The organism is Mesorhizobium sp. M0587, from assembly GCF_040320945.1.
Lineage (GTDB): Bacteria > Pseudomonadota > Alphaproteobacteria > Rhizobiales > Rhizobiaceae > Mesorhizobium.
This window is the reverse complement of sequence record NZ_JAMYQP010000041.1, coordinates 23,799-46,739: the sequence shown is the minus strand read 5'-3', so window position 1 is coordinate 46,739 and position 22,941 is coordinate 23,799. Positions and strand designations below refer to the sequence as shown.

The following is a 22,941-nucleotide window of genomic DNA, read 5'->3' as shown; positions in this document are numbered from 1 at the left end:
CCCGCGCTGTGCTTTGGTGTGGGGTGTCGTTTTTTTTTACCATCCCCGGGGGGGGCGGGCGCCCCCCCGCGCGGGGGGGGGGGGGGGGGGGCGGCGCCGCACCCCCACCCCGGCTCACAATCTTCGCTTCGCTCCGATCGCAAGCCGACCCTCCCCACAAGGGGGAGGGTGAGATCGCAGCCAACGCCATTAGGATCCCGCCTTGCCCGCCCCACTCATCGAAATGCGCGGCATCACCAAGAGCTTTGGTGCCGTCAAGGCGAACGAGGCCGTCGACCTCAGCGTCGCACCAGGCGAGATCCTCGGGTTGCTGGGTGAGAACGGGGCCGGCAAGACGACGCTGATGAACGTGCTGTTCGGCGCCTATGCGCCCGACGCCGGCGAAATCCTCGTCCGGGGCCAGAAGGTGCGGATCACCAGTTCGGCCGATGCGCTGGCCGCCGGCATTGGCATGGTGCACCAGCACTTTCACCTCGCACCCCGGCTCACGGTGCTGGAAAACCTGCTCATAGGCATTCCTGGCAAATCGGGGCGGATCGACCGCGCCGGTGGGTTGGCGCGGCTGGCCGAGATCAGCCAGCAGCACGGGTTGACGCTTGACCCGAACCTGCCCGTATCGGCGCTGTCGGTCGGCGAGCAGCAGCGGCTCGAAATCGTCAAGGCGCTGTTTCGCGGCGCCAAACTGCTGATCCTCGACGAGCCGACCGCGGTGCTGGCGCCGAGCGAGGTCGATGGGCTGTTTTCGGCGCTGCGTTCCATGGCGGCGCAGGGCCTTGGCATCATCTTCATCTCGCACAAGCTCAACGAGGTGCGAGCGCTGACCCATCGCTGCACGGTGCTGCGGCATGGCCGCGTCGCCGGCCGCGTCGACGATCCGGCCAACACGACATCGGCCGCCATGGCGCAATTGATGTGCGGCCACGAGATCGTGCCGCCGGCGAGGGGGCCATCGACACCCGGCGCCGATGTGCTGACGCTCGACGGCATCTCCACCTCGCGGCATTCGGGCACGGCGCTGCGCGAGGTCTCGCTTGCGGTTCGTGCAGGCGAGATTCTTGGCATTGCCGGCGTGTCGGGCAATGGCCAGCGGACACTGGCGGAGGTGATTTCCGGCATGCGCGCGCCCGACGCCGGGCAGATGACGATCGCCGGCCAAAAAGTGTCTGGATTTTCGCCGCGCGAGGTGCAGGCGCTTGGCCTCGGCCGTATTCCGGAAGACCGCATGACGACGGGGCTCGTCACCAACCTGCCGCTCGCCGATTCGATGGTGCTGCCGCGCATCGGCACCGCCGCCTTCAGCAGAAAAGGGCTGCTCAAGCCGGATGCGATCCGCGCCTTCGCCGAGGCGCAGATCAAGGCCTATGACATCAGGTGCCCCGGGCCGATGACCCGCGCCGGAGCACTGTCCGGCGGCAATCTGCAAAAGGCGCTGTTGGCGCGCGAGCTCGCCTTCGATCCGAAGGTGCTGGTCGTCTCGCAGCCGACGCGCGGCCTCGACATCGGCGCCGCCCGCTTCATCCACGAAAAGTTCCTCGACATGCGGGCCAAAGGCTGCGGCATCATCGTCATCGGCGAGGATCTGGAAGAGCTGCTGGTGCTCTGCGACCGCATCGCGGTGATGTATGAGGGCCGCATCGCCGGCACGCTCGATAGCGCCGATGCGACGATCGCGCGGCTCGGACTGCTGATGACCGGGGCGGAGGGGCGCGGCTGATGTTTCGCCTGGAAGTCCGCACCTCGACGCCCGCCTGGTTCAACCTAGCCTTGCCGCTGCTGGCGATCGGCGTCACGCTTGTCCTGTGCAGCGGCCTGATCGCGCTGGCCGGCGCCGGCGTGCTCGAAGCCTATGGCGTGATGTTCACCGCCTCGCTCGGCGACAGCTACGCGATCACCGAAACGCTGGTGCGCGCGGCACCGATGATCTTCACCGGGCTGGCGGTGGCGGTCGCCTTCCGGGCGAAATTCTGGAACATCGGCGCCGAGGGGCAGTTGCTGGCCGGCGCGGTGGCCAGCTGCTTTGTCGGCGCGATCCCGATGCCAGGGCCTCTCGCCATGTTGCTGATGGCGGTGGCGGGCGCCGCCGCCGGGGCAGCGGTGGCGCTGGTGCCGGCGACGCTGCGGGTGAAATTCAAGGTCGATGACGTCGTCAGTTCGTTGCTGCTCAACTCGGTCATCTATTACGCGCTGATGGCGCTGATCGAAGGACCGTGGAAGGACAGTTTCAGCGGCTATCCGATCTCGCCGCCGATCGAGGATTCGGCGAATTTCCCGGTGCTGATCGAAGGTACGCGGCTGCATCTCGGCGTCGTCGCGGCGCTGATCGCGGCGCCGCTGATCTGGTTCCTGATCGTGCGCACCACGCTCGGCTTCAGGATCAGAGTCACCGGCGAGAATCCCGAAGCCGCGCGCTATGGCGGCATCCATGTCGAGCGCGTGCTGATCTCGACCGCGCTGCTGTCCGGTGCACTGGCCGGGTTGGCCGGGGTGGGCGAGGTCGGCGGCGTGCATTTCCAGGTGATGAGCGACATCTCGCCGGGTTACGGCTATTCCGGCATCGTCGTTGCCATGCTGGCGCGGCTCAACCCGCTCGGCGTCGTGCCGGCTGCGATCTTCCTGGCGGCGGTGATGACCGGCGCCGAGGCGATGTCGCGGGCGACCGGCGTTCCGGCCTTCCTCAGCGATGTCATCCAGGGCACCGCTCTGCTTGCCATGCTGGTGGCGCTGCTGTTCACCGCCTATCGCATCCGCCGTGTCGGAGCCATCAGGTGAGCGCGGTATTCGAACAAATCTTTCAGGTCGGCTTTCTGGCCGCGATCATCCGCATCGCCACGCCCTTGGCTTTTGCCACGCTCGGCGAGATGTTCTCCGAGCGCGCCGGTGTGCTCAATCTCGGCATCGAGGGCATCATGCTGCTCTGTGCGATGACCGGCTTCACCGCCACCAGCCTCAGCGGCAGCCTGTGGCTCGGCGTGCTGGTGGCGGTGCTGACCGGCATGTTGATGGGCGCGCTGCATGCGCTGTTCACGGTGGCGCTCGGCCTGAGCCAGCATGTCTGCGGCATCGGCGTCACGCTGTTGTCGTCGGGCCTGGCCTATTTCCTCTACCGGCTGATCTTCGGCCAGCAATCGGTGCCGCCGAACATCCAGGGTTTTCAGACGCTGCCGATCCCGATCCTCTCCGACATTCCCGTGCTCGGGCCGGCGGTGTTCAACCAGTTCGCGCTGGTCTACATGGCGATGCTCGCCATCCCGCTCGCGGCCTTCGTGCTCTACCGGACGCCATGGGGCCTGTCGGTGCGCATGGTCGGCGAAAATCCCCGCGCCGCCGATTCCGCCGGCGTCAGCGTCATCGCCACGCGTTTCCAGGCGGTCATCCTTGGCGGCGCGCTGATGGGACTGGCCGGCGCCTTCCTGTCGATGGCGCAATTCAACGCCTTCACCTTCGGCGTCGTCTCCGGGCGCGGCTGGGTGGCGATCGCGCTGGTCGTGTTCGGCCGCTGGGATCCATGGCGCTCGGCGGGTGCCGCGCTTCTGTTCGCATTCGTCGATGCGTTGCAGCTGCGCATGCAAGCGAGCGGCCTGGGACATATTCCCTACGAGGCGTTCCTGATGCTGCCCTTCATCTTCACCATCGTCGCCATGGCGGTGATGTCGCGCAACGCGGTGGCGCCGTCGGCGCTGCTCAAGCCGTTCCGACGGGAAGAGCGGTAGGCAAGGGCTGTTCTTTCCTCTCCCTCCGGAGGGGTGGCGCTGCGAAGCAGCGACGGAGTGGGGGAACCACCGGGAACCGTCGCCAACGGATATTGAGAAGGGGACCAAGGGAGCCAAGAATCTTCCTGCATCGCGCCAAGGATCGACCCCCACTCCGTCGAGCTGCGCTCGACACCTCTCCCCCGATCGACGGGGTAGAGGAAGGGCGCCAAGCTGTCCCTGGGGCGAGCAACCCGCCTCTTGCCAAGTTCGCGCCTTCTTTGACATTTTCACATCGCGGTAAAGCCATTGTCGACGAACGAATGCGTGCCGTTGACAAAACCTCTGCCTCCGCCGATGCATCGCTGGGATAGGCGTCCTCAGCAATGCACAACCAATTTCAGGCTTATCAAGAGAAAATTATTCTGCCTATTGTCCGAAAATAGCAATCGACAAAGTCTACAAGTTTTATAGATTAACCGCGAGACGGAGGTCGATATGTCCTATATCCAAAACGCCCAGACGGATCGTAGCGGCCAGAGGCTGGCCAATGCCCAGACCTTTCGCCCGGCCTATGCCGGGGCTTTCGCCTATGTTGTCTTTGCCCTTGCGTTCGTGTTCACCGGGGCGGTCGTCCTGGGCCTCATTCCCTGAGGTGACTGTCGGCCCTGGATTGGTGCCCCGCCGTTTTCATGCAGTCGGAGTTGAATGAACCGGATCCCGGTGCGCTTGCGCGCACTGTGATTCGAATGTCACCGCATCCGTGATTCCAGAGATGGAGGAGATGGCAATGCCGATCGAGTTCACGCATGTTCCGGGTAAGTCCCACCCCGCCGACGTCGCGGTTCCTTTTTTCTACGACTTTGCCGAGACCGCGACCAAGCTTGGGCTGATCGAGGACGGTGGTTTCCAGAAGATCGTCGTCGACGATTCGGCCGGACTGCTGACCAACATGGATCTGGCGTCCCAGGTGCTCGATCGCACCTCGTCGCTGGAAGTCGTCCTTACTCATTGGGCTGGCGTGGTCGACCCGACGGTAGCGGCCCGCCAGTTGGCCTCGATCGACAGGAAAAGCGGCGGGCGGCTGGCGCTCAGGATGATCAGCGAGCCGCTGAGCGACGACGATGCCGAAACGCGTCCAGTCGGCCACACTGTCGTCTGGCAGCGCATCGACGAATATCTGGTGTTGCTGAAGCGGCTGTGGTCGAACGACCGGCCCTTCGATCACGAAGGGGCGTTCTACAGCATCAAGGGCGGCTATGTGCCGCGCAAGGGGCCTCATGGCGCCGACCTGATCATCCGCATGGGCGGGCAATCCGGAACGGCGCTCAAGGTGGCCGGCCGGCATGCCGATGTCTTTGAACTGGCGCCAGGCTCGATCGACGAGGTTCGGCAGCTGATGGAGCGGGTGCGCGGCGCCGCCGCCGAACACGGCCGGGCCGGTAAGTTGCGCTTTGCGCTGCCGGTCAGGATTCACCAGGGTGCTTCCGGCACCGGCCAAAAGGCCGTCGATGTCGCCGGGCCGCCGGCTCAAGCGGCCTTGTCGCTGCTTGCCTACGCGGCTCTCGGAATCGATGAATTCATGATCGTCGGTGTCGACGCGCCGCGCGAGATCGCGACGGTCGGCCGGGAAACGATCGCCCTGCTGCGCAACTCGCTGGCGCGTCGCGAGACCGACGCTTTCCAGCCTGGAGCTTACGCGTCCCGTGCAGCGCTGCAAACGCGCGCTGCGGGCTGAAGGTCCATCAAGCTTCTGTTGTTTCAGGCCTGTCACCAAGCCGTGACAGGTCTGCGATAACAGCGCTTGAATCCGCCAGCGCGCCGAAGCCCCGTCCTCGATGTACCTTGTGAAGTGCCGCCTCGTGCGCCTTTTGGTCCCCGCTGGCGCAGGCGTCCGAGATCATCAGGCACTGAAAGTTGCGGTCGCAGGCTTCGCGCAGCACCCCCATACCTTGCTAGGAACTTTGCCGCGGCGTCGCCGTGACGACGATTTGTTGATGATTGAAGTCATGTTCAATCTTGACTAGCAAGGTCATGTTTCATAGTCAACCGGCCAGTTGCTTGCCGAAGCCAGAAATCTGGCATGCGGGCGGCCGCACTGGAGAAAAGCCATGACCGTGGCTGGAACTGACGCCCAAACTGCCTTTCATATCGACGCGGTGCGCTTTGCCGTGGGGGAGCGGACGCTGCTCGGTCCGGTTTCGCTCGAACTCGAGCGTTCTCGCGTCTATGGGCTGATCGGCCACAATGGATCGGGCAAGTCCACGCTGATCAAGCTTCTGGCACGCCAGCAGGCGGCGAGCTCGGGTGTCATCACCTTCGCCAGGCGACCGCTGCCGCAATGGCGCGCGCGCGAGTTTGCCCGCGCGCTTGCCTACCTGCCGCAGACGACGCCGGCGGCGACCGGCCTGACCGTGCGCGAGTTGGCAGCGCTCGGCCGCTATCCCTGGCATGGCGCGCTTGGCCGCTTCGGGCACGAGGACAGGCGGCACGTCGAGGAGGCGTTGGCCCTGACCGACATGGAAGCTTTCACGGAGCGGCTGGTGGACGAGCTGTCCGGCGGCGAGCGCCAGCGCGCATGGCTCGCCATGCTGGTGGCTCAGAATGCCGGCGTCATGCTGCTCGACGAGCCGATTTCGGCGCTCGACATCGCCCATCAGGTCGAGGTGCTGGGGCTGGTCAGGGATCTCAGCCGCAAACGCGATCTCTGCGTCGTCGTCGTGCTGCACGATCCCAACATGGCGGCGCGCTATTGCGACGAGCTGATCGCTCTGAAAGACGGCAAGCTGCTGACGCGCGGCACGCCGGGCGAAATCATGCGCGGCGATGTGCTGAAAGGCATTTTCGGCGTGGAGATGGGTGTGTTCGCGCACCCCGTCACCGGCCAGCCCGTCGGTTATGTGCAATGACGGCCGTGCCTACGGGCAGCGAACGGGAGCGGCTTGCCGCTGTGAGAACAAGGAAGAAGCTGTTGTCGAGAAATGGTTTGTTGGCGGCGTTGGTCGCATCCGTCATCCTGTCGGCTGGCAGCGCCACGGCCCAGGAGCAGCCGGCGGGTGCTGCCCCTGCCGTCGAGGCGCCCGTCGCCCCTGCTGCTGCCACATCGGCACCCACCGCACCAGCGCCCGCCGGACCGGCGGTCGCTCCGTCGGCCACGATGGCACCGGTGCAACAGCAGCCAGACACCCAGACCAGCGCGGCAGCACCGGCCGAACCCGGACCTTCCACAGCGATGGATCTGGCCTTGCCGCATGATCTGTCGCCTTGGGGCATGTTCATGGCGGCCGATGTCATCGTCAAAGCCGTGATGATCGGATTGGCTTTTGCCTCGCTCGTCACCTGGACGATATGGCTGGCGAAATCGCTGGAGGTTTTCGGCGGCAAGCTGCGTGCACGTCGCGCCGCGCGCGCCATCGGCGACGCCGCGACCCTGAAACAGGCGAGCCGGATGCTCAGCCGCGGCGGCGGGCCCGGCGCACTGCTGGTGCGGGCGGCCGAGGAAGAAACCGCACTTTCGGCTGGCGCACTCGATCATGTTTCGGGCGACGGTCTCAAGGAACGGGTCACCTCGCGTCTTTCGCGCATCGAGGCGGCGGCATCGCGGCGCATGTCGCGCGGCACGGGCGTGCTGGCCACGATCGGCTCGACCGCGCCTTTCGTCGGACTGTTCGGCACCGTCTGGGGCATCATGAACGCCTTCATCGGCATTTCGCAGGCGCAGACCACCAATCTGGCGGTCGTCGCACCCGGCATCGCAGAGGCGCTGCTGGCCACCGCGATGGGCCTCGTCGCGGCGATACCGGCGGTCGTCATCTACAACGTCTTTGCCCGCTCGATAGCCGGCTACCGGCAGATTCTCGCCGATGCCTCGGCGGGCGTCGAACGGCTGGTCAGCCGCGATCTGGATTTCCGCACGGTCGCGCCTGCTGCGGCCTTGGCCGCGGAGTAGCGCCATGGCGAGCAGAATCCGACAGACCATGGATGACGATCTCGAGGAAAGCCACGAGATCAACGTCACCCCGTTCATCGATGTCATCCTGGTGTTGCTGATCATCTTCATGGTCGCGGCACCGCTGGCGACGGTGGACGTCAATGTCGACCTGCCGGGCTCGACCGCAACGCCGGCACCGCGGCCCGAAACGCCGTTGTTCCTGACGCTGAAGGACGATCTCACGCTGGCGATCGGCAACGACGCCGTGCCGCGCCAGGCTTTTGCCGCCGTGCTGGACAGCAGGACAAAGGGCGACAAGCAGACACGCATCTTCCTGCGCGCCGACAAGGCGGTCGCCTATGGCGATCTGATGGAGGCGATGAACCTGCTGCGCGGCGCCGGCTACCTGAAAATCGCGCTGGTCGGCCTGGAGACGGCGCCCGCTGCCACCGGGGCGGCGGCGCCATGACGGCCGCCATGCCCACGATGGAACTGTCGCGCTTCGGCTGGCGCGACGTCGGCTTGTGGGCGGCTGCGGCGGCATTGATACTTGGAGCCCATGTCGCGGTCGCCTATGCCGTGCAGAACTTCAATCCGCTCGAGACGGATGGCGGACCGCCGCCGGCGCTGGTGATCGAGATGGCGCCGATGGTGGTTACGCCGGCGGTGCCGGAGCAGGCTGCCATGCTGGATGCGGCGACGCCCGACCAGGCCGAGCCGGTCGAAGAGACCGAGCGGGCCGCCGAAACCGAGCCGGAGAAGGTAGTCGAGCAAACAGAGCCGGTCGCCGAGCAACCGGAAACGACGCCACCCGACGAAACCGAGCCCGCCCCGCCCAACGAGACCGAACAGGCCGAACAGCCGCCATTGGCGGAGACCGTTCCCGACATCGTCGAGGCGATCAAGCCGGACGTTGTCGTTCCGGTGCCGCAGCCAAGGCCGGTCGAAACGGCCAAGGAAAAGAAACCCGTCGAAGCCAAGGTGAAAAAACCGGTTGAACAGCCCAAGCCGCATCCGAAGAAGCAAAAGGCGGAGCCGGCAAAGACGGTGGCCGCCGCAAGCGCGGACGCGAAGCCGGCGGTCAGGGCAGCCGCACCGAAATCGGCGGCCGGGGTTTCAGGTGTCAGCCCCGCCAAGTGGGAGTCGCGGTTGCTGGCGTGGATCAAGCGCCATACGCGCTATCCGAGCGTCGCGAAATCCAGGGGCTCACAGGGCAACTCGAACGTGACCTTCACCGTGGACGGATCCGGCCGGGTGGTATCGGCGCGTGTCGTGCGTTCGTCCGGCGACCCCGACCTCGACCGCGCCGCGCTCGCCGTTCTGCAGGGCGCCACGGTGCCGGCACCGCCGCCGGAGCTTGGATCCCGCATCAGCCGCACGGCACCCTTCGTGTTCAGTCTCCGGAATTAGAGCAATTCCAGGAAACGGCCCGCGTGCGGTCGGACAGATCTCACGAACTTGACCAGCCGTGGCTACCGATAGTGCATCCCCCGTCGCGCACATGGCTGACGGTCGCATCCGATTTACGCTCTCCCTGACTGGACACGGCTGTCCTTGGCGTGCGCCTTGGGACGCATCGGATTGCCGCTGAGATGTGCGTGCCTGGCCGGCCGTGCGCCGCGTAGAACGTCGAAGGCCTCGGCATAGGCCATGCCCAGCAGATAAGAGATCATGGGAAAACGGTTTGCTTCGGCCATCTGCATCAGCTCATTGGCCATCGTCGCAATATATTGGAGGCTATCGATCTCTGACTGACGTAAGGACTGATTCGTCACGTTCTGCTCCTGTCCCGGATTGAACTCATGGAACGCGTTACTGGTTATTTCATGCATAAGAAGTCGACTAGTTGACCGTCGGCCCGCCGGATCCGGGTTGATTTCCGAAACCCAATGGGATCCGTCGAAACCCCAGAGTGGGATCAGCGGGAAGAAAGGTAAGATCGGAAGAGTTAACGACTTGTTAAAATTATAGTACGCCCAATGTGAGCTTAATTATATTTCCTCGCGATAAAGTCTAAAAAATCGGTTTTACCCGGATAGAGAGTAGCCATTCGCCAACCTACGCTTTTTCCGGACACACTTATTCTTATTTAGCGTAATCAGAGACGGTTGAACGGGCTAGCCCGGATCATCCCGGGCGAGACTGACGACAAGCTGGTCTACGCTCGGATCGTCGAGCTTGACGACATGAGCCATGCGGATGGCGTGCCGTGGGCGGATGTTGGCCATGTCTTGCCGCATGATCACCGATACAAATGCCGGACCGGCCTCGGTGAGGAGCATGGCCTTGCCCGTCAGCACCGGCTCGGAGATGGGGGCCCATTGCACGGAGATCAGCGAGGGCTCGCCCGTCTGGCGGCGGTTGACGCCGCTGAAATAGATCCAGTTCAGCCGTGAGATCACCACCCCATAGTGGTTGGCGCGCGCGCGCGCCCATGTCGAACCAAGGCGCTCCGACCATCCGGTGACCCGGCGGAACGTAACCAGTTCGGCCTCGCGGCGAATGAAGGTCACCGACCGCATCAACAGGTCGGAACGAGCCGGGACCGAGAAGTAGGTGAAATAGGTGCCTCCCGCGATCGATGGAGCGGGCGGGCGGATCATCTGCTTGAACAATATCTCGGAAATCGGCGGCATGCCGGGAACCGTGGGCTCGGGCAGGCCGGGGTCCTGGTACAATTCGGCTTCGCCGACGCGGAAATAATCGCATATCAGCTTGGCGGTGGCCTTGTTCGGAACGGTCTGCCCCTGCAGATAGCGTTCGAACTGCGTACGGTTTATGCCAAGCTCGCGGCAGACCGCACTGACGGAGGCGTGGCCCTTGCAGAGCCGTCTGAGATTTGCAGCGAGATTCTCGCGAAGGGACACGTCTTTGCTTCCGCAGGCTTCATTTTCGACTCGAAATCGATATAGCGCCTTCAGTCGCCCCCGCCGAAACGCCTTGTCACAACACACAGAAAAAATTGATTTGATAACGTCACTCTGTGAGATGGCGTCCAAAAAAATATCGCCAATCCGGCGGCGGTCATCGCATAAGTCTAATTGACAACCGCTTCGCTTCAAGCCCGGTACATCGCGGATTTTGGGCGGCGCGGCCCTCGGCATGGCGCGTCGCGCCGAACCCCGCGGGAATTGCGTTTTGCAGATGCACGAAGAGGAAAATCGACTATTCCGCTGGTGGAGCTGAGGAGGATCGAACTCCTGACCTCGTCATTGCGAACGACGCGCTCTCCCAGCTGAGCTACAGCCCCGTCCAGCGGATGGCGCATTTATCGGGCGCGGTGGTTTCCTGTCAAGGCGGGGTTTTGCCGAAAACCCCGGACGCGAGGCTCCTGGCCGGCACACAGCGAAGGCGGCCCTTGCCGGTTTCGCGTGCAATGGCTACATGTCGGCAACAATTGGAGACCGGCATGATCGCGCTCATTCAAACAATCGTCATGGCGCTTGACCTCTACTGGTGGATCATCATCGCCTCGGCGATCTTTTCCTGGCTCTACGCCTTCAACGTCGTCAATTCGCGCAACCAGTTCGTCGGCACCATCGGCAACACGCTGTACCGGCTGACCGAGCCGGCGCTGCGGCCGATCCGCCGGTTCATGCCCGACCTCGGCGGAATCGACATCTCGCCCATTATCCTGCTGCTGATCCTGTTCTTCATCCGGCAATTCCTGGTCACCACCGTCTGGTCGTGGGTTGCCTAAATCCGCGATCCGATGAGCGCGCCGTTTCGCTTGCGCGACGACGGCGTCGATCTGTTTGTCCGGCTAACGCCAAAGGCGGCATTTGACAGGATTGAAGGCATCGAGACGGCGGCGGACGGACGCAGCCATCTTAAGGCGCGCGTCCGCGCCGTGCCGGAAAACGGCGCCGCCAACAAAGCGCTCGAAAGAACGGTCGCCAAGGCACTGGGCGTGCCGGCATCGACCGTGTCGGTCGTCGCCGGCGGTACGGCCCGGCTGAAGACGCTGCGCGTTCTCGGCGATCCCATGGCGCTGGCCAAGGCTATCGAGGCTCTGAGCTCATTTTGAGCGCCGCATGAATGGGCGAACAAAAGGCTCTCAATCGCCCAGCGGCAGGCGCGGATCGTCGACTTTCAGCGTGTTCACGCTCTGTTTGATACGGCGCAAATTCTCCAGCACCTTCGGTCCGCGCGCTTCCGCGACCGATGTCACGATCATGTCGACGATCGCCAGCAGCGCATAGCGTGACGATGTCGGCTTGTAGATGTTGCCATCCTCGAGCGGCTGCAAGTGGATGACCGTGTCGGCGGTCTTGGCAAGCGCCGAATCGGGCGCCGTGATCGCGACGGTGGTGGCTCCATATTGCTGGGCGACCTGCACCGCCTCGATGACCGATCGCGCATAGCCGGAAACCGAAAAAGCGACCAGCGTGGTCTCGGCCGTGGCGACGGCGGCGTACATACGCTGCAATTGGCCGTCGATCTGCGCCAGTACCGGCAGGCCGAGGCGAAACAGCCGGTTCTGCATCTCGGTCGCCATCATTGAGGAGATGCCGCCGGAGCCGATGCACAGCACATTGCCGGAGGCCGCGATGCGCGCGCCGACATCGACCAGCGTCTTCATGTCGAGGTTTTCGCCGGCGCGCTGGATTGCCGATATCGCCGCTTCGGTAATGACGGATGCGATGCGCTGCTCGCGGGCGTCGCGGCTCAACGGCTCGGGCGACAGATACTGGCCGCCAATGGCGATGGCCTGCGCCAGGTAGAACTTGAAGTCTCGCAGGCCCTCGCAGCCGAGATTGCGACAGAAGCGGGTCACCGTCGGCTCGCTGACGCCGACGCGCGCGGCAATCTCGGAGATCGCTGCCTTGGAGGCGAAGTCGAGGTCGCTGAGCACGAGGCCGGCCAGCCGGCGGTCCGACTTGGTGCCGTCCTGCGACATTAGTTGCAGCCGCGTGATGATGTCGGCCGGCGTCCTCACGTGTGCGTCTGCATAGGCAGGCCCGTCGCCGTGTCGAACAGATGGATATTGCCGGGAGCGACCGAGACCGGCAGCAGGTCGCCCGGCCTGACCGGCACCCTGTCGCGGAAGACCGCCCGCACCGCATCGGTGCCGATGACCCCGTAGACATGGGTTTCGGAGCCGGTCGGCTCGACGACGTCCACCTTGATCGCCATCGCATCGGCGGCTTCGCCGATGACGAAATGCTCGGGCCGGATCCCGGCTTCCACGGGGCTGCCTGCCGGCACCGCCTTGCCGGCAAGCGCAAGCCGCCCACCGCCGGTCGATTCGAACCAGGTTTTCTCGGGCGTCGTCCTGAGCGCCCCGGAAACAAAGCTCATCGACGGCGAGCCGAGGAAGCCGGCGACGAACTTGTTGGCCGGCCTGTCGTAGAGCTCCAGCGGCGGCCCGACCTGCTGGATCCTGCCGCGGTCCATCACGACGATGCGGTCGGCCATGGTCATGGCTTCGATCTGGTCGTGGGTGACGTAGACGATGGTCGATTTCAGCCGTTGGTGCAGCGTCTTGATCTCGGTACGCATCTGCACGCGCAATTGCGCATCGAGATTGGACAATGGCTCGTCGAACAGGAAGACCGACGGTTCGCGCACGATGGCGCGGCCCATGGCGACGCGCTGGCGCTGGCCGCCCGACAACTGCCGGGGATAGCGGTCGAGATAAGAGAACAGGTTGAGGACGCTGGACGCCTTCTTGACCTTCGCCTCGACCGTCGCGCGCGCTTCGCCGCGGATCTTGGGGCCGAAGCCGATATTCTCCGAAGCCTTCAGATGCGGGAACAGCGCATAGGACTGGAACACCATGGCGATGTTGCGGGCCTGCGGCGGCAGGTCGTTGGCACGCACGCCGCCGATCAGGAGATCGCCTGATGAGATCGTCTCAAGGCCGGCAAGCATGCGCAGCAAGGTCGACTTGCCGCAGCCGGACGGGCCGACCAGCACGACGAACTCGCCGCTCTTGATATCGAGGCTGATGTTCTCGAGGATCTTGTGCTGCCCGAACGATTTCGACAGGTCGCGGAACTCCACGTCGGTCATGGTTACGCTCCCAATATGTCGTCGATGAACGGCAGACAGCCGGCGGTCAGTCCAGCATCAACAGGCATCACCACGCCTGTTATGCCCGATGCGCGCTCGGATGCAAGGAAAGCCACCGCCTCGGCCACTTCGCCGGCGTCGACGATGCGGCCGAGCGGATAGAGCCGCTTCAACTTGCCGAGGATCTCGGGATCCTTGGCAAGGCGATGGTCCCAGGCGGCGGTGCGGATCGATCCCGGACAGACGACATTGGCGCGCACGCCGCTGCGGCCAAGTTCGACGGCGATCGATTTCGCATAGGCATTGATGCCGGCCTTGGCGGCGGCATAGGCGGGATTGCCGAAATGCGCGATGGCGTTGACGGAAGAGATGAAGACGATGCTTCCCGAACCGCGTGCGGCCATTGCCTTGGTAATGGGATCGGCGAAAGTCATCACCCCGGTCAAATTGAGGTCGAGTTCGTGCTCTATCTTGTCCGCCGTCAGCGCCGCAAGCGTTTCGGCGCGCGTCCAGCCGGCATTGTTGATCAGGATATCGGGCACCCCATCCCTGTCGAGCACGGCGGCGACCGCTGTCTCGATCGAAGCCCGGTCGAGAAGGTCGAAGACATGGCGCGAGGCAAGGTGCGAGCTTGCCAGCGCCTCGCCCGTCTGGTCGCAGCCGACAACTCGTGCGCCCCTTTCGCCCAGCAGTGTGACGATCTCCGAGCCAAGGCCGCCGCCGGCACCCGTTACGAGAACGGTCCGGCCTTCGAATTCGGCTCTCGAAACCACGCTCCGTGCTCCTCCGGCAGGTCAGGCAGATACCGGCAGGCTATGCAAATGGATGTAATTTAGCAACATAATAATCCGCTTGCATGCCGTTTATTCCGAGATAATGTAGGAAAGTCACATAACCTTGTGTCAGCGATCGGCACAAGCGCGGACTAATGGGAGAGATCAGATGAGCCTTGCGAAATGGACTGCCGGCCTGATGGCCGGAATGAGCATGCTGGCCTTGGCGGCACAGGCGCAGGCCGGTGAGGTACGCGTCACCGTTGCAGAATACAGCGCCAAGACCGGTCCGTATTTCGAAGAGGTCAAGAAGGAGTTCGAGGCGAAGAACCCCGGCATCACAGTCAAGTTCGAAGTGGTGCCGTGGGATGTGCTCTTGCAGAAGCTGACCACCGATATCACCGCCGGCACCAATGCCGACCTGTCGATCATCGGCACGCGCTGGCTGATCGATTTCGTCCAGCAGGACGTCGCCGAACCGCTCGACAGCCACATCACGCCCGATTTCAAGGACCGCTTCATCGACACGTTCCTGTCGCCCTCGATCATGGACGGCAAGACCTACGGCCTGCCGATCGCTGCCTCGGCGCGCGCCTTGTATTACAACAAGGAGCTGTTCGAGAAGGCCGGCATCGCCAAGCCGCCGGCAAGCTGGACCGAGCTGCAGGAAGATGCCCGCAAGATCAAGGCGCTGGGGTCCGGCTCGTTTGGTTTCGGCCTCCAAGGCAAGGAAATCGAGACCGACGTCTATTACTATTACGCCATGTGGTCCCAGGGCACCGAGATCCTCAACAAGGACGGCACTTCGGGCCTCGGCACCCCAGGCGCGCTCGAGGCCGCCAAGCTCTACAAGTCGATGATCGACGAGGGGCTGACCGAGCCTGGCGTCACGTCCAACAACCGCGAGGACGTGCAGAACCTGTTCAAGCAGGGCAAGGTCGGCATGATGATCACGGCACCCTTCCTGTCCAACCAGATCAAGGACGAGGCACCGAACCTCAAATATGGCGTCGCGGCCATTCCGGCCGGACCGACCGGCGCGCGCGGCACCTATGGCGTCACCGATTCCATCATCATGTTCAAGAACTCCAAGAACAAGGACGAAGCCTGGAAGCTGCTCGACTTCCTGTTCACCACCGAACAGCGTGCCAAGTTCACGCAAGGCGAAGGCTTCCTGCCGGTGAACAAGGAAGAGGCCAAGATGGACTACTACGTCAACAATGCCGATCTGGCCGCCTTCACCGCGCTCTTGCCCGACGCCCGCTTCGCGCCGGTCATTCCGGGTTGGGAAGAAATCGCCCAGATCACGTCCGACGCCATGCAGAAGATTTATCTCGGCAGCGTGGCCCCCGAGACAGGCTTGAAGGAGGCTGCCGCCAAGGCCAATGCAGTGCTCAAGAAATAAGGCGTATCTCCCTGCGCCGGTGGCGCGCCCCAGCCAGGCTCCTTTCCTCTCCCTCCGGAGGGGGGAGAAGTGGCTCGGCGAAGCCGAGACGGAGTGGGGGAACCACCTGGCAACCGCCGCGAACGGACGTAGGAAGGGCGCAAGGATCGCCTCGCCTTGCGCCCAAGGGTCGACCCCCACTCCGTCGAGCTTCGCTCGACACCTCTCCCCCGATCGACGGGGGAGAGGAAGGGCTCCCTTCCGCAACTGCTGCGGAGGACGGGCAGGCAAGGGGCGGCACAGACGTTCGGGAAAGAGTTCGAAGCGAAGAACAGGTCAGGATTAGCCAAGCTGGCAAGCCAGCGCCACGGATGCCCACGCAAAACGGTACAGCCAGCCGATGCAAAATCGTTTCTTGCCCTATCTCCTGACCTTGCCCAGCCTGTTCCTGGCGGGGGTCGTCATCTTCTGGCCGGTCTGGGACCTGATCCAGATCTCGACCCATGACGTCAACCGTTTCGGCCAGTTGCGCGAGTTCAGCGGCCTTGCCAATTTCGCCGCCCTCGCAGCCGATCCCGACTTCGTCGCCGCCCTGTGGCGCACGGGGCTATGGACCGTGCTGGTGGTCGGCGGCGCGCTGCTGCTGTCGGTTCCGGTGGCGGTGATCCTCAACACCGACTTCTATGGCCGGGGTCTTGCGCGCGTCGTCATCATGCTGCCCTGGGCGGTATCGCTGACCATGACGGCGGTGGTCTGGCGCTGGGCCCTCAACGGCGAAAGCGGCATGCTGAACTCGGCCCTGATCGGACTTGGCCTGATCGATCACAACATCCAGTGGCTGGCGAGCGCCCAGACCGCCTTTCCCATGCAGGTGCTGATAGGCATCCTGGTGACGGTGCCGTTCACGACGACGATCTTCCTCGGCGGTCTGTCGTCGATCCCCGACGACCTCTACGAGGCGGCCGCGCTTGAAGGGGCGACGGCGCTGCAGCAGTTCCGCGAGATAACTTTTCCGCTGCTGAGACCGTTCATCAACATCGCCATCGTGCTCAACACGATCTACGTCTTCAACTCCTTCCCGATCATCTGGGTGATGACGCAGGGCGGGCCCGCGAACTCGACCGACATCCTGGTCACCCATCTCTACAAGCTGGCCTTCCGCATCGGCAAATTGGGCGAAGCTTCCGCCGTGTCGCTGGTGATGTTCGCCATACTGCTCGTCTTCACCATGATCTATGTGCGGCTGGCCATGCGGGAGCAACGCGCATGAGAAGCAAGCTGATACGCACCATCATCGCCTGGCTGCTGCTGGCGCCCTTGATCGCGGTGACGATCTTCCCCTTCGCTGTGATGTTGCTGACCGCGGTCAAGCCAAGGCAGGAGGTGCTGTCGCCGACATGGTGGCCGAGCGAATTCCGCTGGGCCAACTTCGCCGACATGTGGGTGGCGACCGGTTTCGGCCAGGCGCTCGCCAACTCGCTCTATGTCTCGGTGATCGCCACCGTTGGCGCCATCCTGATTTCCGTCCCTGCGGCTTACGCCATGTCGCGATTTCGCTTTGCCGGCTACGGAGCGTTTCGCCAATTCCTGCTGATTTCGCAGATGATCTCGCCGATCGTGCTGGTGCTCGGTCTGTTCCGGCTGATGGCGGCCTGGGGCCTGGTCGAGAGCACCACGGCGCTCGGCTTCATCTACATGGCTTTCAACGTCGCCTTCACCGTGTGGATGCTGCAGAGCTATTTCGACACCATTCCTCACGATCTCGAGGAGGCGGCCTGGATGGAAGGCGCCGGCCGCTGGCTAACCCTGCGCAAGGTGTTCCTGCCGCTCTGCCTGCCAGCGATCGCCGTGACCGCGATTTTCACCTTCATCAACGCCTGGAACGAATTCGTCGTGGCGCTCACCATGCTGCGCAGCCAGGAAAGCTACACGCTGCCGATCCAGGTGTTCTCGCTGGTCGCCGGCCGCTACACCATTGAATGGCACCACGTCATGGCCGCGACGCTGCTGGCGACCTTGCCGGTGGCGATCCTGTTCATCTGGCTGCAGCGCTACCTCGTCAGGGGGCTGGCGCTCGGGGCCGTCAAATAGCCGATAGAACGGTTCGGCGTTCGAAGCCGTTCTATCTCTTTGTTTTGACGCAATTCCGGACGGAAAACCGTTTCACACTTTTCCTGGAATTGCTCTGCCCACGGAGCTTTCATGCGCATCTTCACCGCCTCGCTGGCGACGGAAACCAACACCTTCTCGCCGGTGCCGACCGACCGGGCTTCATTCGAGATGGCGTTCTATGCCGGTCCCGGCAGGCATCCGGAAACGCCGACGCTGTGCTCCTCGCCGATGGTCGCCCTGCGCCGGCGCGCGGCCAGCGAAGGCCTGACCGTCATCGAAGGCACCGCCACCTGGGCGGAGCCGGGCGGTCTCGTGCAGCGGCAGACCTATGAGGCGCTGCGCGACGAGATCCTCGGCCAGCTCAAGGCGGCGCTGCCCGTCGACGCCGTCATTCTCGGCCTGCACGGAGCCATGGTGGCGCAAGGCTATGACGATTGCGAGGGCGATCTGCTCGAGCGCGTTCGGGCGCTGGTCGGACCTGACGTGGTGATCGCCTGCGAATTCGATCCGCACAGCCATCTGACCCCGAAACGCGTGGCGGCGTCCGATATCATGGCCTACTTCCTCGAATTTCCGCATACGGATTTCTACGAGCGTGGCGAACATGTCGTCGAGCTTGGCCTTGCCGCGGCGCGCGGCGAGATCAAGCCTGTCATCTCGACCTTCGACTGCCGCATGATCCAGGTGCTGCCGACCAGCCGCGAGCCGATGCGTTCCTTCGTCGACCGCATCAAGGCGTTGCATGGCAAGGACGGCGTGCTGTCGGTCTCGGTCATCCATGGCTTCATGGCGGCGGATGTGCCCGAAATGGGCACGCGCATCCTCGTCGTCACCGACGACGACAGAGCCAGGGGCGACGCGCTGGCGGAGCGGCTGGGGCGCGAGCTCTACGCCATGCGCGAAAAGACGGCGATGACGATGCTTGATACCGCCGACGGCATCGATCGGGCGCTTGTCGTACGCACCGAAAATCCCGGCAAGCCCGTGGTGGTCGCCGACATATGGGACAATCCCGGCGGCGGCGTGCCAGGTGACGGCACAATCGTGCTGCGCCAGATGCTGGCGCGCGGCCTCGACAATGTCGGCGTGGCGACGATCTGGGACCCGATCGCCGTCACCTTCTGCCTGGCGGCGGGCGAGGGCGCGGTCATCGACCTGCGCTTCGGCGGCAAGGCGGGCCCCGAGGCCGGCGAGCCGATCGACGCCCGCGTCAAGGTGCTGAAGGCGGTTGCGGAGGGCTGGCAGAGTTTCGGCCCGAGCCGCGTCACGCTTGGGCCAACGGCGCTGGTCCGCATCGAGGGCACCGAGGTCGACATCATCCTCAACACCAATCGCACGCAGACTTTCGAGCCGGACATTTTTTCCAATATCGGCGTCGATCCGCTGAGCAAGGATGTATTGCTGATCAAGTCGACCAACCATTTCTATGCCGGTTTCGAGCCGATCGCCGCGGAAATCATCTATGTCTCGGCACCGAGCTCGTATCCCAGCAATCCGGCGGTGACGAATTACACCAAGCTGACACGGCCGGTGTGGCCACGGGTGGCGGATCCTTGGCGCTGATAGTCTCCCCCTTGAGGGGGAGATGTCGCCGAAGGCGACAGAGGGGGTCGTTGCGCGTGGAGCGCTAACCTTGTTCTGTCGCAGGAGGTCGAGCCCGGTCGGACCGACCCCCTCTGGCCGCTTTGCGGCCATCTCCCCCTCGAGGGGGGAGATTATTCGGCGCTACACCAGCCCGCGCTTGACCATCATCGCTTCCGGCGACGGCATCTTGCCGCGAAACGCCGTGTAGAGCTCTTCCGGGTCTTTCGAGCCGCCGGCGGCGTAGATGTTCTTGCGCAGCCGCTCGGCCAGCACCGGGTTGAACGGGTCGCCGGTCTCCTCGAAGGCCGCGAAGGCGTCGGCGTCCAGCACTTCCGACCACATGTAGGAATAGTAGCCGGCCGAATAGCCGTCGCCGGCAAAGACATGGCCGAAATGCGGGGTGCGATGGCGCATGGCGATGGTATCCGGCATATCAAGCGCAGCAAGCGTTTCGGCTTCGAAACGAAGCGGCGCTTCAGGTGCATCGGGCCGGGCGTGATAGGCCATGTCCATCAAGGCAGAGGCGGTGAATTCCACTGTGGCGAAGCCGGCGCCGAAAGTACGCGCGGCCAGCATCTTGTCGAGCAGCGCCTTGGGCATCGGCTCGCCGGTCCTGACATGCAGCGCGTGCTTTTCCAGCACCGCCGGCACGGTCAGCCAGTGCTCGTAGAGCTGCGAGGGCAGTTCGACGAAATCACGGCTGACCGAGGTGCCGGAAATCGACGGCCAGGTGACGTCGGTCAGCATGCCGTGCAGCGCATGGCCGAATTCGTGGAACAGCGTCTTCGCCTCGTCGACCGACAGCAGCGCGGCCTCGCCAGCCGGCGGTTTGGCGAAGTTCATGATGTTGTAGATCACCGGCTTCGAGCCATGGCCAAGCTTGTACCCGGACTTGAGCGCGCTCATCCAGGCGCCCGAGCGTTTGGACGGCCGCGCGAAATAATCGGCGAGGAACAGGCCGCGCTCGCTGCCGTCGGCATTCTTCACCACGAACACGCGCGCGTCCGGGTGCCAGGCGGTAATGCCCTTCTTCTCCGCAAAGGTGATGCCGAACAGTCTTGTCGCCACGTCGAAGCAGGCGTCGATGATCCGGTCGAGCTGCAGATAGGGCTTCAGCTCCGCCTCGTCGAAAGCGAACTTTTCCGCCCGCAGCTTCTCTTGGTAAAAACGCCAATCCCAGGCGGCGAATTTTTCGTTGCTGCCGGCTTGCGTCGCCAGCCGCTGCAATTCGCCCTGGTCGGCGGCCGCCTTTTCCAGCGCCTTCTGCCAGACCGGATCGAGCAGCTCATGCACCGCCTTCGGCGTCTTGGCCATGGTGTCGTCCAGCTTCAGCGCCGCGAACGAGCCGTAGCCGAGCAACTTTGCCTTTTCGGCCCGCAGCTTCAGCATATCGCGAACAACATCGGTGTTGTCGGTGACGCCGCCATTCTGGCCGCGCATGGTGAAGGCGCGGAAGGCTATCTCACGCAGGTCCCGGCGTTCGGAAAACGTCGAAAACGGCTCGTAGATCGAGCGCGAGAGCGTCACGGCGTAGCGGCCCTTCTGGCCACGCATCTCGGCGGCTTCGGCCATCGAGCTCTTCAGGAACTCAGGCAAGCCGGCAAGATCGGGCTCATCGAGGAACAGCGCCCAGTCTCGCTCGTCGGCCAGCACATTCTGGCCGAAAGTGGTGCCGAGCGAAGACAGGTCCTCATTGATCCTTGCCAGCCGTTTCTTGCCGTCGGCGTCGAGCTTCGCGCCGGAACGGACAAAGCCTTTCCAGGTTTTCTCCAGCACCCGCAGCGTCTCCGCGTCGAGGTTCAGGCCCTCGCGGCGCTGGTAGAGATCGTCGATGCGGGCAAACAGTCTCTCGTTCATCGAGATCGCCGAGAAATGCCTGGACATCTTCGGCGAGATGTCGCGCTCCAATGCCTGGATCGTCTCGTTGGTGTGGGCGCCGGCCCGGCACCAGAAAATCGACGAAACATGGTCGAGCGCTTCGCCGCCGAGTTCCAGGGCCTGAAGCGTGTTCTCGATCGTCGGCGCGTCCTTGTTGCCGGCGATCGCCTCGATCTCGGCCTCGTGCGCCTTCCGTGCGGCATCGAAGACCGGGGAAAAATCGTGGTCGCCGATGTGGTCAAAGTCAGGCAGGCCGAGCGGCCCCCGCCACGTGGTCAAGGGATGGGCGGCGAGGTCGACGGCTTTCGTGGAGGGCATGGACGGTCTTTCGATGATGGCGAGGATGGGTGAGTTGTTCCCGATGTAGGGTTCGGCCCGCAAGCTCGCAATACAGGATCTGGCCTACTCAGTAGCCGTCGCAGTTTTCAGCGATTGCCGCTTGCGAACTGGCTGTGATGCGGTTGCCGGTCACCGCAAAGGTCTCCTGCATCAGCATGTCGTTATTGGGGAAGTCGTAGCAGGCGATCACCGTGGTGACGCCGCCTTCGCTTTTCTCGATCCGGTGCCGGATCTCGGCGCCGGCAACCGCGCCTTTCCATTCGTCGATCGAGGCGATGAATTCCTGCTTGCTCTGAACGATGCCGAGGTCATCGAGCTCGATGCGGACATCGTCGGCAAGCAAGTCGGACAATTCTGTGCGGTCTGCGACCAGCAGCGCCGAATACCAGCGGCCTATGACGGCCCCATCGTCGGCGCGGGCGGCAAGGACCGCCATCAGCAGCGCGGCCGTCGTGAAAACGATCGGCCGGAAATCCCTCGCCCGGCGTGCCGTCGCGGTCATCCCAGTTCCGGCCGTTCGAAATCGCCGGTCTCCTTGTTCATCACCCAGAGTTCGCCGGTCGAGATGTCGAACCAGGCGCCATGCAATGACAGCCTTCCCTTGCCCTCGAGGATCGAGACGCAAGGAAAGGTCCTGAGATTGGCGATGGAGTAGCGGACCGAGATGCGCTCCAGCGCGGTCTGGCGCTCGGTCGCCGTCATGAAGGTGCTGGATGAGACGGTCTCGGCGGCCGGCGCGATCAGGCTCATCCATTTGCCGATGAAGTCGCCGGGCGAAAGCGGCGCGGAATTGGGGTCGAGCGCGGCGCGGATGCCGCCGCAACGGCCGTGGCCCATGACGACGATGTTCTTGACCTTTAGGCTCTGCACGGCGAATTCCAGTGCCGCCGAGGTCGAGTGGAACTCGCCGTCGGGTGCATAGGGCGGCACCAGATTGCCGACATTGCGCAGAACGAAGAGTTCGCCCGGCCCGGCGTCGAAGATCGCTTCGGGGGCAGCGCGGGAGTCGCAACAGGCAACGATCATCGTTTCCGGTGCCTGGCCTTCGCGGGCGAGCTCGCGATAGCGCCCGCTCTCGGTGAGATAGCGGCCGCTCATGAAATTGCGATAGCCAGCGAGGAGATGGTCGGGGAGATGAGGCATGTGCGGCTAAGGCCTTTCCGGGTTGGAGGCGGCAGCTCGTTGCGGTCGAGAAAAGGCTCTAGCGGCAAAAGCCTGTCGCGAGCAATGCGGAAT

The 22,941-nt window shown here is 63.9% G+C and carries 23 protein-coding genes, 1 tRNA gene and 1 pseudogene; 15 read left to right on the top strand and 10 right to left on the bottom strand.

Annotation, left to right across the window (positions count from 1 at the left end; genetic code table 11):
- Positions 1-202 precede the first annotated feature (202 nt).
- The 5 genes from NKI49_RS27745 (at position 203) to NKI49_RS27725 (ending at position 5,427) form a co-directional block, all read left to right on the top strand.
- Entirely contained in the window at positions 203-1,714 is a 1,512-nt protein-coding gene (locus NKI49_RS27745; RefSeq protein ID WP_352605935.1) for an ABC transporter ATP-binding protein, read from the top strand.
- On the top strand, positions 1,714-2,769 hold the full coding sequence (locus NKI49_RS27740; RefSeq protein WP_352605933.1) for an ABC transporter permease: 1,056 nt from the start codon (positions 1,714-1,716) through the stop codon (positions 2,767-2,769). Before NKI49_RS27745 ends, NKI49_RS27740 begins: the two co-directional genes overlap by 1 nt.
- Entirely contained in the window at positions 2,766-3,710 is a 945-nt protein-coding gene (locus NKI49_RS27735; protein ID WP_352605931.1) for an ABC transporter permease, read from the top strand. Before NKI49_RS27740 ends, NKI49_RS27735 begins: the two co-directional genes overlap by 4 nt.
- A gap of 477 nt (positions 3,711-4,187) precedes the next feature.
- Complete coding sequence (locus NKI49_RS27730) at positions 4,188-4,343, top strand: hypothetical protein (protein ID WP_023760893.1); 156 nt, start codon at positions 4,188-4,190, stop codon at positions 4,341-4,343.
- Positions 4,344-4,479: 136 nt separating this feature from the next.
- Positions 4,480-5,427, top strand: a complete 948-nt coding sequence (locus tag NKI49_RS27725; RefSeq protein WP_352605929.1) for an LLM class flavin-dependent oxidoreductase — start codon at positions 4,480-4,482, stop codon at positions 5,425-5,427.
- A gap of 7 nt (positions 5,428-5,434) precedes the next feature.
- On the opposite strand, the pseudogene NKI49_RS27720 reads toward NKI49_RS27725, so the two are convergent.
- Positions 5,435-5,629: pseudogene (locus NKI49_RS27720) on the bottom strand (cysteine hydrolase family protein); the annotation flags it as partial.
- A 171-nt stretch (positions 5,630-5,800) separates the two neighbouring features.
- On the opposite strand from NKI49_RS27720, the gene NKI49_RS27715 reads away from it, so the two are divergent.
- The 4 genes from NKI49_RS27715 (at position 5,801) to NKI49_RS27700 (ending at position 9,030) form a co-directional block, all read left to right on the top strand.
- Positions 5,801-6,598, top strand: coding sequence for an ATP-binding cassette domain-containing protein (locus tag NKI49_RS27715; protein WP_352605927.1), 798 nt, complete (start codon positions 5,801-5,803; stop codon positions 6,596-6,598).
- Between the two features lie 62 nt (positions 6,599-6,660).
- A complete protein-coding gene (gene exbB / locus NKI49_RS27710; protein ID WP_352605925.1) occupies positions 6,661-7,638 on the top strand; it encodes a tonB-system energizer ExbB in 978 nt (325 codons plus the stop codon).
- Positions 7,639-7,642: 4 nt separating this feature from the next.
- Positions 7,643-8,089: a TonB system transport protein ExbD gene (exbD, locus tag NKI49_RS27705; RefSeq protein WP_352605923.1), complete on the top strand. Its 447-nt coding sequence runs from the start codon at positions 7,643-7,645 to the stop codon at positions 8,087-8,089.
- Positions 8,086-9,030 carry an energy transducer TonB family protein gene (locus NKI49_RS27700; protein WP_352605921.1) on the top strand — a complete coding sequence of 315 codons (945 nt, stop codon included), beginning with the start codon at positions 8,086-8,088 and terminating at the stop codon, positions 9,028-9,030. The genes exbD and NKI49_RS27700 overlap by 4 nt, the downstream gene beginning before the upstream one ends.
- A gap of 113 nt (positions 9,031-9,143) precedes the next feature.
- On the opposite strand, the gene NKI49_RS27695 is transcribed toward NKI49_RS27700, so the two are convergent.
- The 3 genes from NKI49_RS27695 to NKI49_RS27685 form a co-directional block, all read right to left on the bottom strand.
- Positions 9,144-9,395, bottom strand: coding sequence for a hypothetical protein (locus NKI49_RS27695; RefSeq protein WP_352605919.1), 252 nt, complete (start codon positions 9,393-9,395; stop codon positions 9,144-9,146).
- Positions 9,396-9,737: 342 nt separating this feature from the next.
- Complete coding sequence (locus NKI49_RS27690; protein WP_352605917.1) at positions 9,738-10,487, bottom strand: helix-turn-helix domain-containing protein; 750 nt, start codon at positions 10,485-10,487, stop codon at positions 9,738-9,740.
- 307 nt (positions 10,488-10,794) lie between these two features.
- Positions 10,795-10,870: transfer RNA gene (locus NKI49_RS27685), tRNA-Ala, on the bottom strand.
- A gap of 159 nt (positions 10,871-11,029) precedes the next feature.
- On the opposite strand from NKI49_RS27685, the gene NKI49_RS27680 reads away from it, so the two are divergent.
- Entirely contained in the window at positions 11,030-11,320 is a 291-nt protein-coding gene (locus tag NKI49_RS27680) for a YggT family protein (RefSeq protein WP_027025683.1), read from the top strand.
- Positions 11,321-11,332: 12 nt separating this feature from the next.
- Complete coding sequence (locus NKI49_RS27675) at positions 11,333-11,647, top strand: DUF167 domain-containing protein (protein ID WP_352605915.1); 315 nt, start codon at positions 11,333-11,335, stop codon at positions 11,645-11,647.
- Between the two features lie 30 nt (positions 11,648-11,677).
- Here NKI49_RS27675 and NKI49_RS27670 read toward each other — a convergent pair whose 3' ends face one another.
- From NKI49_RS27670 to NKI49_RS27660, 3 genes are read right to left on the bottom strand one after another with little or no spacing between them, the layout of a single operon-like run.
- A complete protein-coding gene (locus tag NKI49_RS27670) occupies positions 11,678-12,559 on the bottom strand; it encodes a MurR/RpiR family transcriptional regulator (RefSeq protein WP_352605913.1) in 882 nt (293 codons plus the stop codon).
- Positions 12,556-13,635, bottom strand: a complete 1,080-nt coding sequence (locus NKI49_RS27665; RefSeq protein WP_352605911.1) for an ABC transporter ATP-binding protein — start codon at positions 13,633-13,635, stop codon at positions 12,556-12,558. The genes NKI49_RS27670 and NKI49_RS27665 overlap by 4 nt, the downstream gene beginning before the upstream one ends.
- Positions 13,636-13,637: 2 nt before the next feature.
- Positions 13,638-14,408 (bottom strand): SDR family oxidoreductase, encoded by a 771-nt coding sequence (locus NKI49_RS27660; RefSeq protein WP_352605909.1) that lies wholly within the window; start codon positions 14,406-14,408, stop codon positions 13,638-13,640.
- 169 nt (positions 14,409-14,577) lie between these two features.
- On the opposite strand from NKI49_RS27660, the gene NKI49_RS27655 reads away from it, so the two are divergent.
- From NKI49_RS27655 to NKI49_RS27640, 4 genes are all read left to right on the top strand, one after another.
- Positions 14,578-15,813: an ABC transporter substrate-binding protein gene (locus NKI49_RS27655; RefSeq protein WP_352605907.1), complete on the top strand. Its 1,236-nt coding sequence runs from the start codon at positions 14,578-14,580 to the stop codon at positions 15,811-15,813.
- 379 nt (positions 15,814-16,192) lie between these two features.
- Positions 16,193-17,062, top strand: coding sequence for a carbohydrate ABC transporter permease (locus NKI49_RS27650; protein WP_352605905.1), 870 nt, complete (start codon positions 16,193-16,195; stop codon positions 17,060-17,062).
- Entirely contained in the window at positions 17,059-17,883 is an 825-nt protein-coding gene (locus NKI49_RS27645; RefSeq protein ID WP_352605903.1) for a carbohydrate ABC transporter permease, read from the top strand. Before NKI49_RS27650 ends, NKI49_RS27645 begins: the two co-directional genes overlap by 4 nt.
- Positions 17,884-17,994: 111 nt before the next feature.
- The gene (locus tag NKI49_RS27640) at positions 17,995-19,467 is read left to right on the top strand and encodes a M81 family metallopeptidase (protein WP_352605901.1); all 1,473 of its coding nucleotides are present in this window, start codon (positions 17,995-17,997) and stop codon (positions 19,465-19,467) included.
- Positions 19,468-19,629: 162 nt separating this feature from the next.
- On the opposite strand, the gene NKI49_RS27635 is transcribed toward NKI49_RS27640, so the two are convergent.
- From NKI49_RS27635 to NKI49_RS27625, 3 genes are all read right to left on the bottom strand, one after another.
- Complete coding sequence (locus NKI49_RS27635; RefSeq protein ID WP_352605899.1) at positions 19,630-21,684, bottom strand: M3 family metallopeptidase; 2,055 nt, start codon at positions 21,682-21,684, stop codon at positions 19,630-19,632.
- 88 nt (positions 21,685-21,772) lie between these two features.
- Positions 21,773-22,207, bottom strand: a complete 435-nt coding sequence (locus tag NKI49_RS27630) for a nuclear transport factor 2 family protein (RefSeq protein ID WP_352605897.1) — start codon at positions 22,205-22,207, stop codon at positions 21,773-21,775.
- Positions 22,204-22,848: a carbonic anhydrase gene (locus NKI49_RS27625; RefSeq protein WP_027025563.1), complete on the bottom strand. Its 645-nt coding sequence runs from the start codon at positions 22,846-22,848 to the stop codon at positions 22,204-22,206. Before NKI49_RS27625 ends, NKI49_RS27630 begins: the two co-directional genes overlap by 4 nt.
- Between the last annotated feature and the right edge of the window lie 93 nt (positions 22,849-22,941).

What these genes read in the sequence shown, in the direction of transcription:
- NKI49_RS27740 (WP_352605933.1), top strand. Translation starts at nt 1,714, where the DNA reads ATGTTTCGCCTGGAAGTCCGCACCTCGACGCCCGCCTGGTTCAACCTA.
- NKI49_RS27730 (WP_023760893.1), top strand. Translation starts at nt 4,188, where the DNA reads ATGTCCTATATCCAAAACGCCCAGACGGATCGTAGCGGCCAGAGGCTG.
- NKI49_RS27725 (WP_352605929.1), top strand. Translation starts at nt 4,480, where the DNA reads ATGCCGATCGAGTTCACGCATGTTCCGGGTAAGTCCCACCCCGCCGAC.
- NKI49_RS27715 (WP_352605927.1), top strand. Translation starts at nt 5,801, where the DNA reads ATGACCGTGGCTGGAACTGACGCCCAAACTGCCTTTCATATCGACGCG.
- exbD (WP_352605923.1), top strand. Translation starts at nt 7,643, where the DNA reads ATGGCGAGCAGAATCCGACAGACCATGGATGACGATCTCGAGGAAAGC.
- NKI49_RS27700 (WP_352605921.1), top strand. Translation starts at nt 8,086, where the DNA reads ATGACGGCCGCCATGCCCACGATGGAACTGTCGCGCTTCGGCTGGCGC.
- NKI49_RS27680 (WP_027025683.1), top strand. Translation starts at nt 11,030, where the DNA reads ATGATCGCGCTCATTCAAACAATCGTCATGGCGCTTGACCTCTACTGG.
- NKI49_RS27675 (WP_352605915.1), top strand. Translation starts at nt 11,333, where the DNA reads ATGAGCGCGCCGTTTCGCTTGCGCGACGACGGCGTCGATCTGTTTGTC.
- NKI49_RS27665 (WP_352605911.1), bottom strand. Translation starts at nt 13,635, where the DNA reads ATGACCGACGTGGAGTTCCGCGACCTGTCGAAATCGTTCGGGCAGCAC.
- NKI49_RS27655 (WP_352605907.1), top strand. Translation starts at nt 14,578, where the DNA reads ATGAGCCTTGCGAAATGGACTGCCGGCCTGATGGCCGGAATGAGCATG.
- NKI49_RS27650 (WP_352605905.1), top strand. Translation starts at nt 16,193, where the DNA reads ATGCAAAATCGTTTCTTGCCCTATCTCCTGACCTTGCCCAGCCTGTTC.
- NKI49_RS27645 (WP_352605903.1), top strand. Translation starts at nt 17,059, where the DNA reads ATGAGAAGCAAGCTGATACGCACCATCATCGCCTGGCTGCTGCTGGCG.
- NKI49_RS27640 (WP_352605901.1), top strand. Translation starts at nt 17,995, where the DNA reads ATGCGCATCTTCACCGCCTCGCTGGCGACGGAAACCAACACCTTCTCG.
- NKI49_RS27635 (WP_352605899.1), bottom strand. Translation starts at nt 21,684, where the DNA reads ATGCCCTCCACGAAAGCCGTCGACCTCGCCGCCCATCCCTTGACCACG.
- NKI49_RS27630 (WP_352605897.1), bottom strand. Translation starts at nt 22,207, where the DNA reads ATGACCGCGACGGCACGCCGGGCGAGGGATTTCCGGCCGATCGTTTTC.
- NKI49_RS27625 (WP_027025563.1), bottom strand. Translation starts at nt 22,848, where the DNA reads ATGCCTCATCTCCCCGACCATCTCCTCGCTGGCTATCGCAATTTCATG.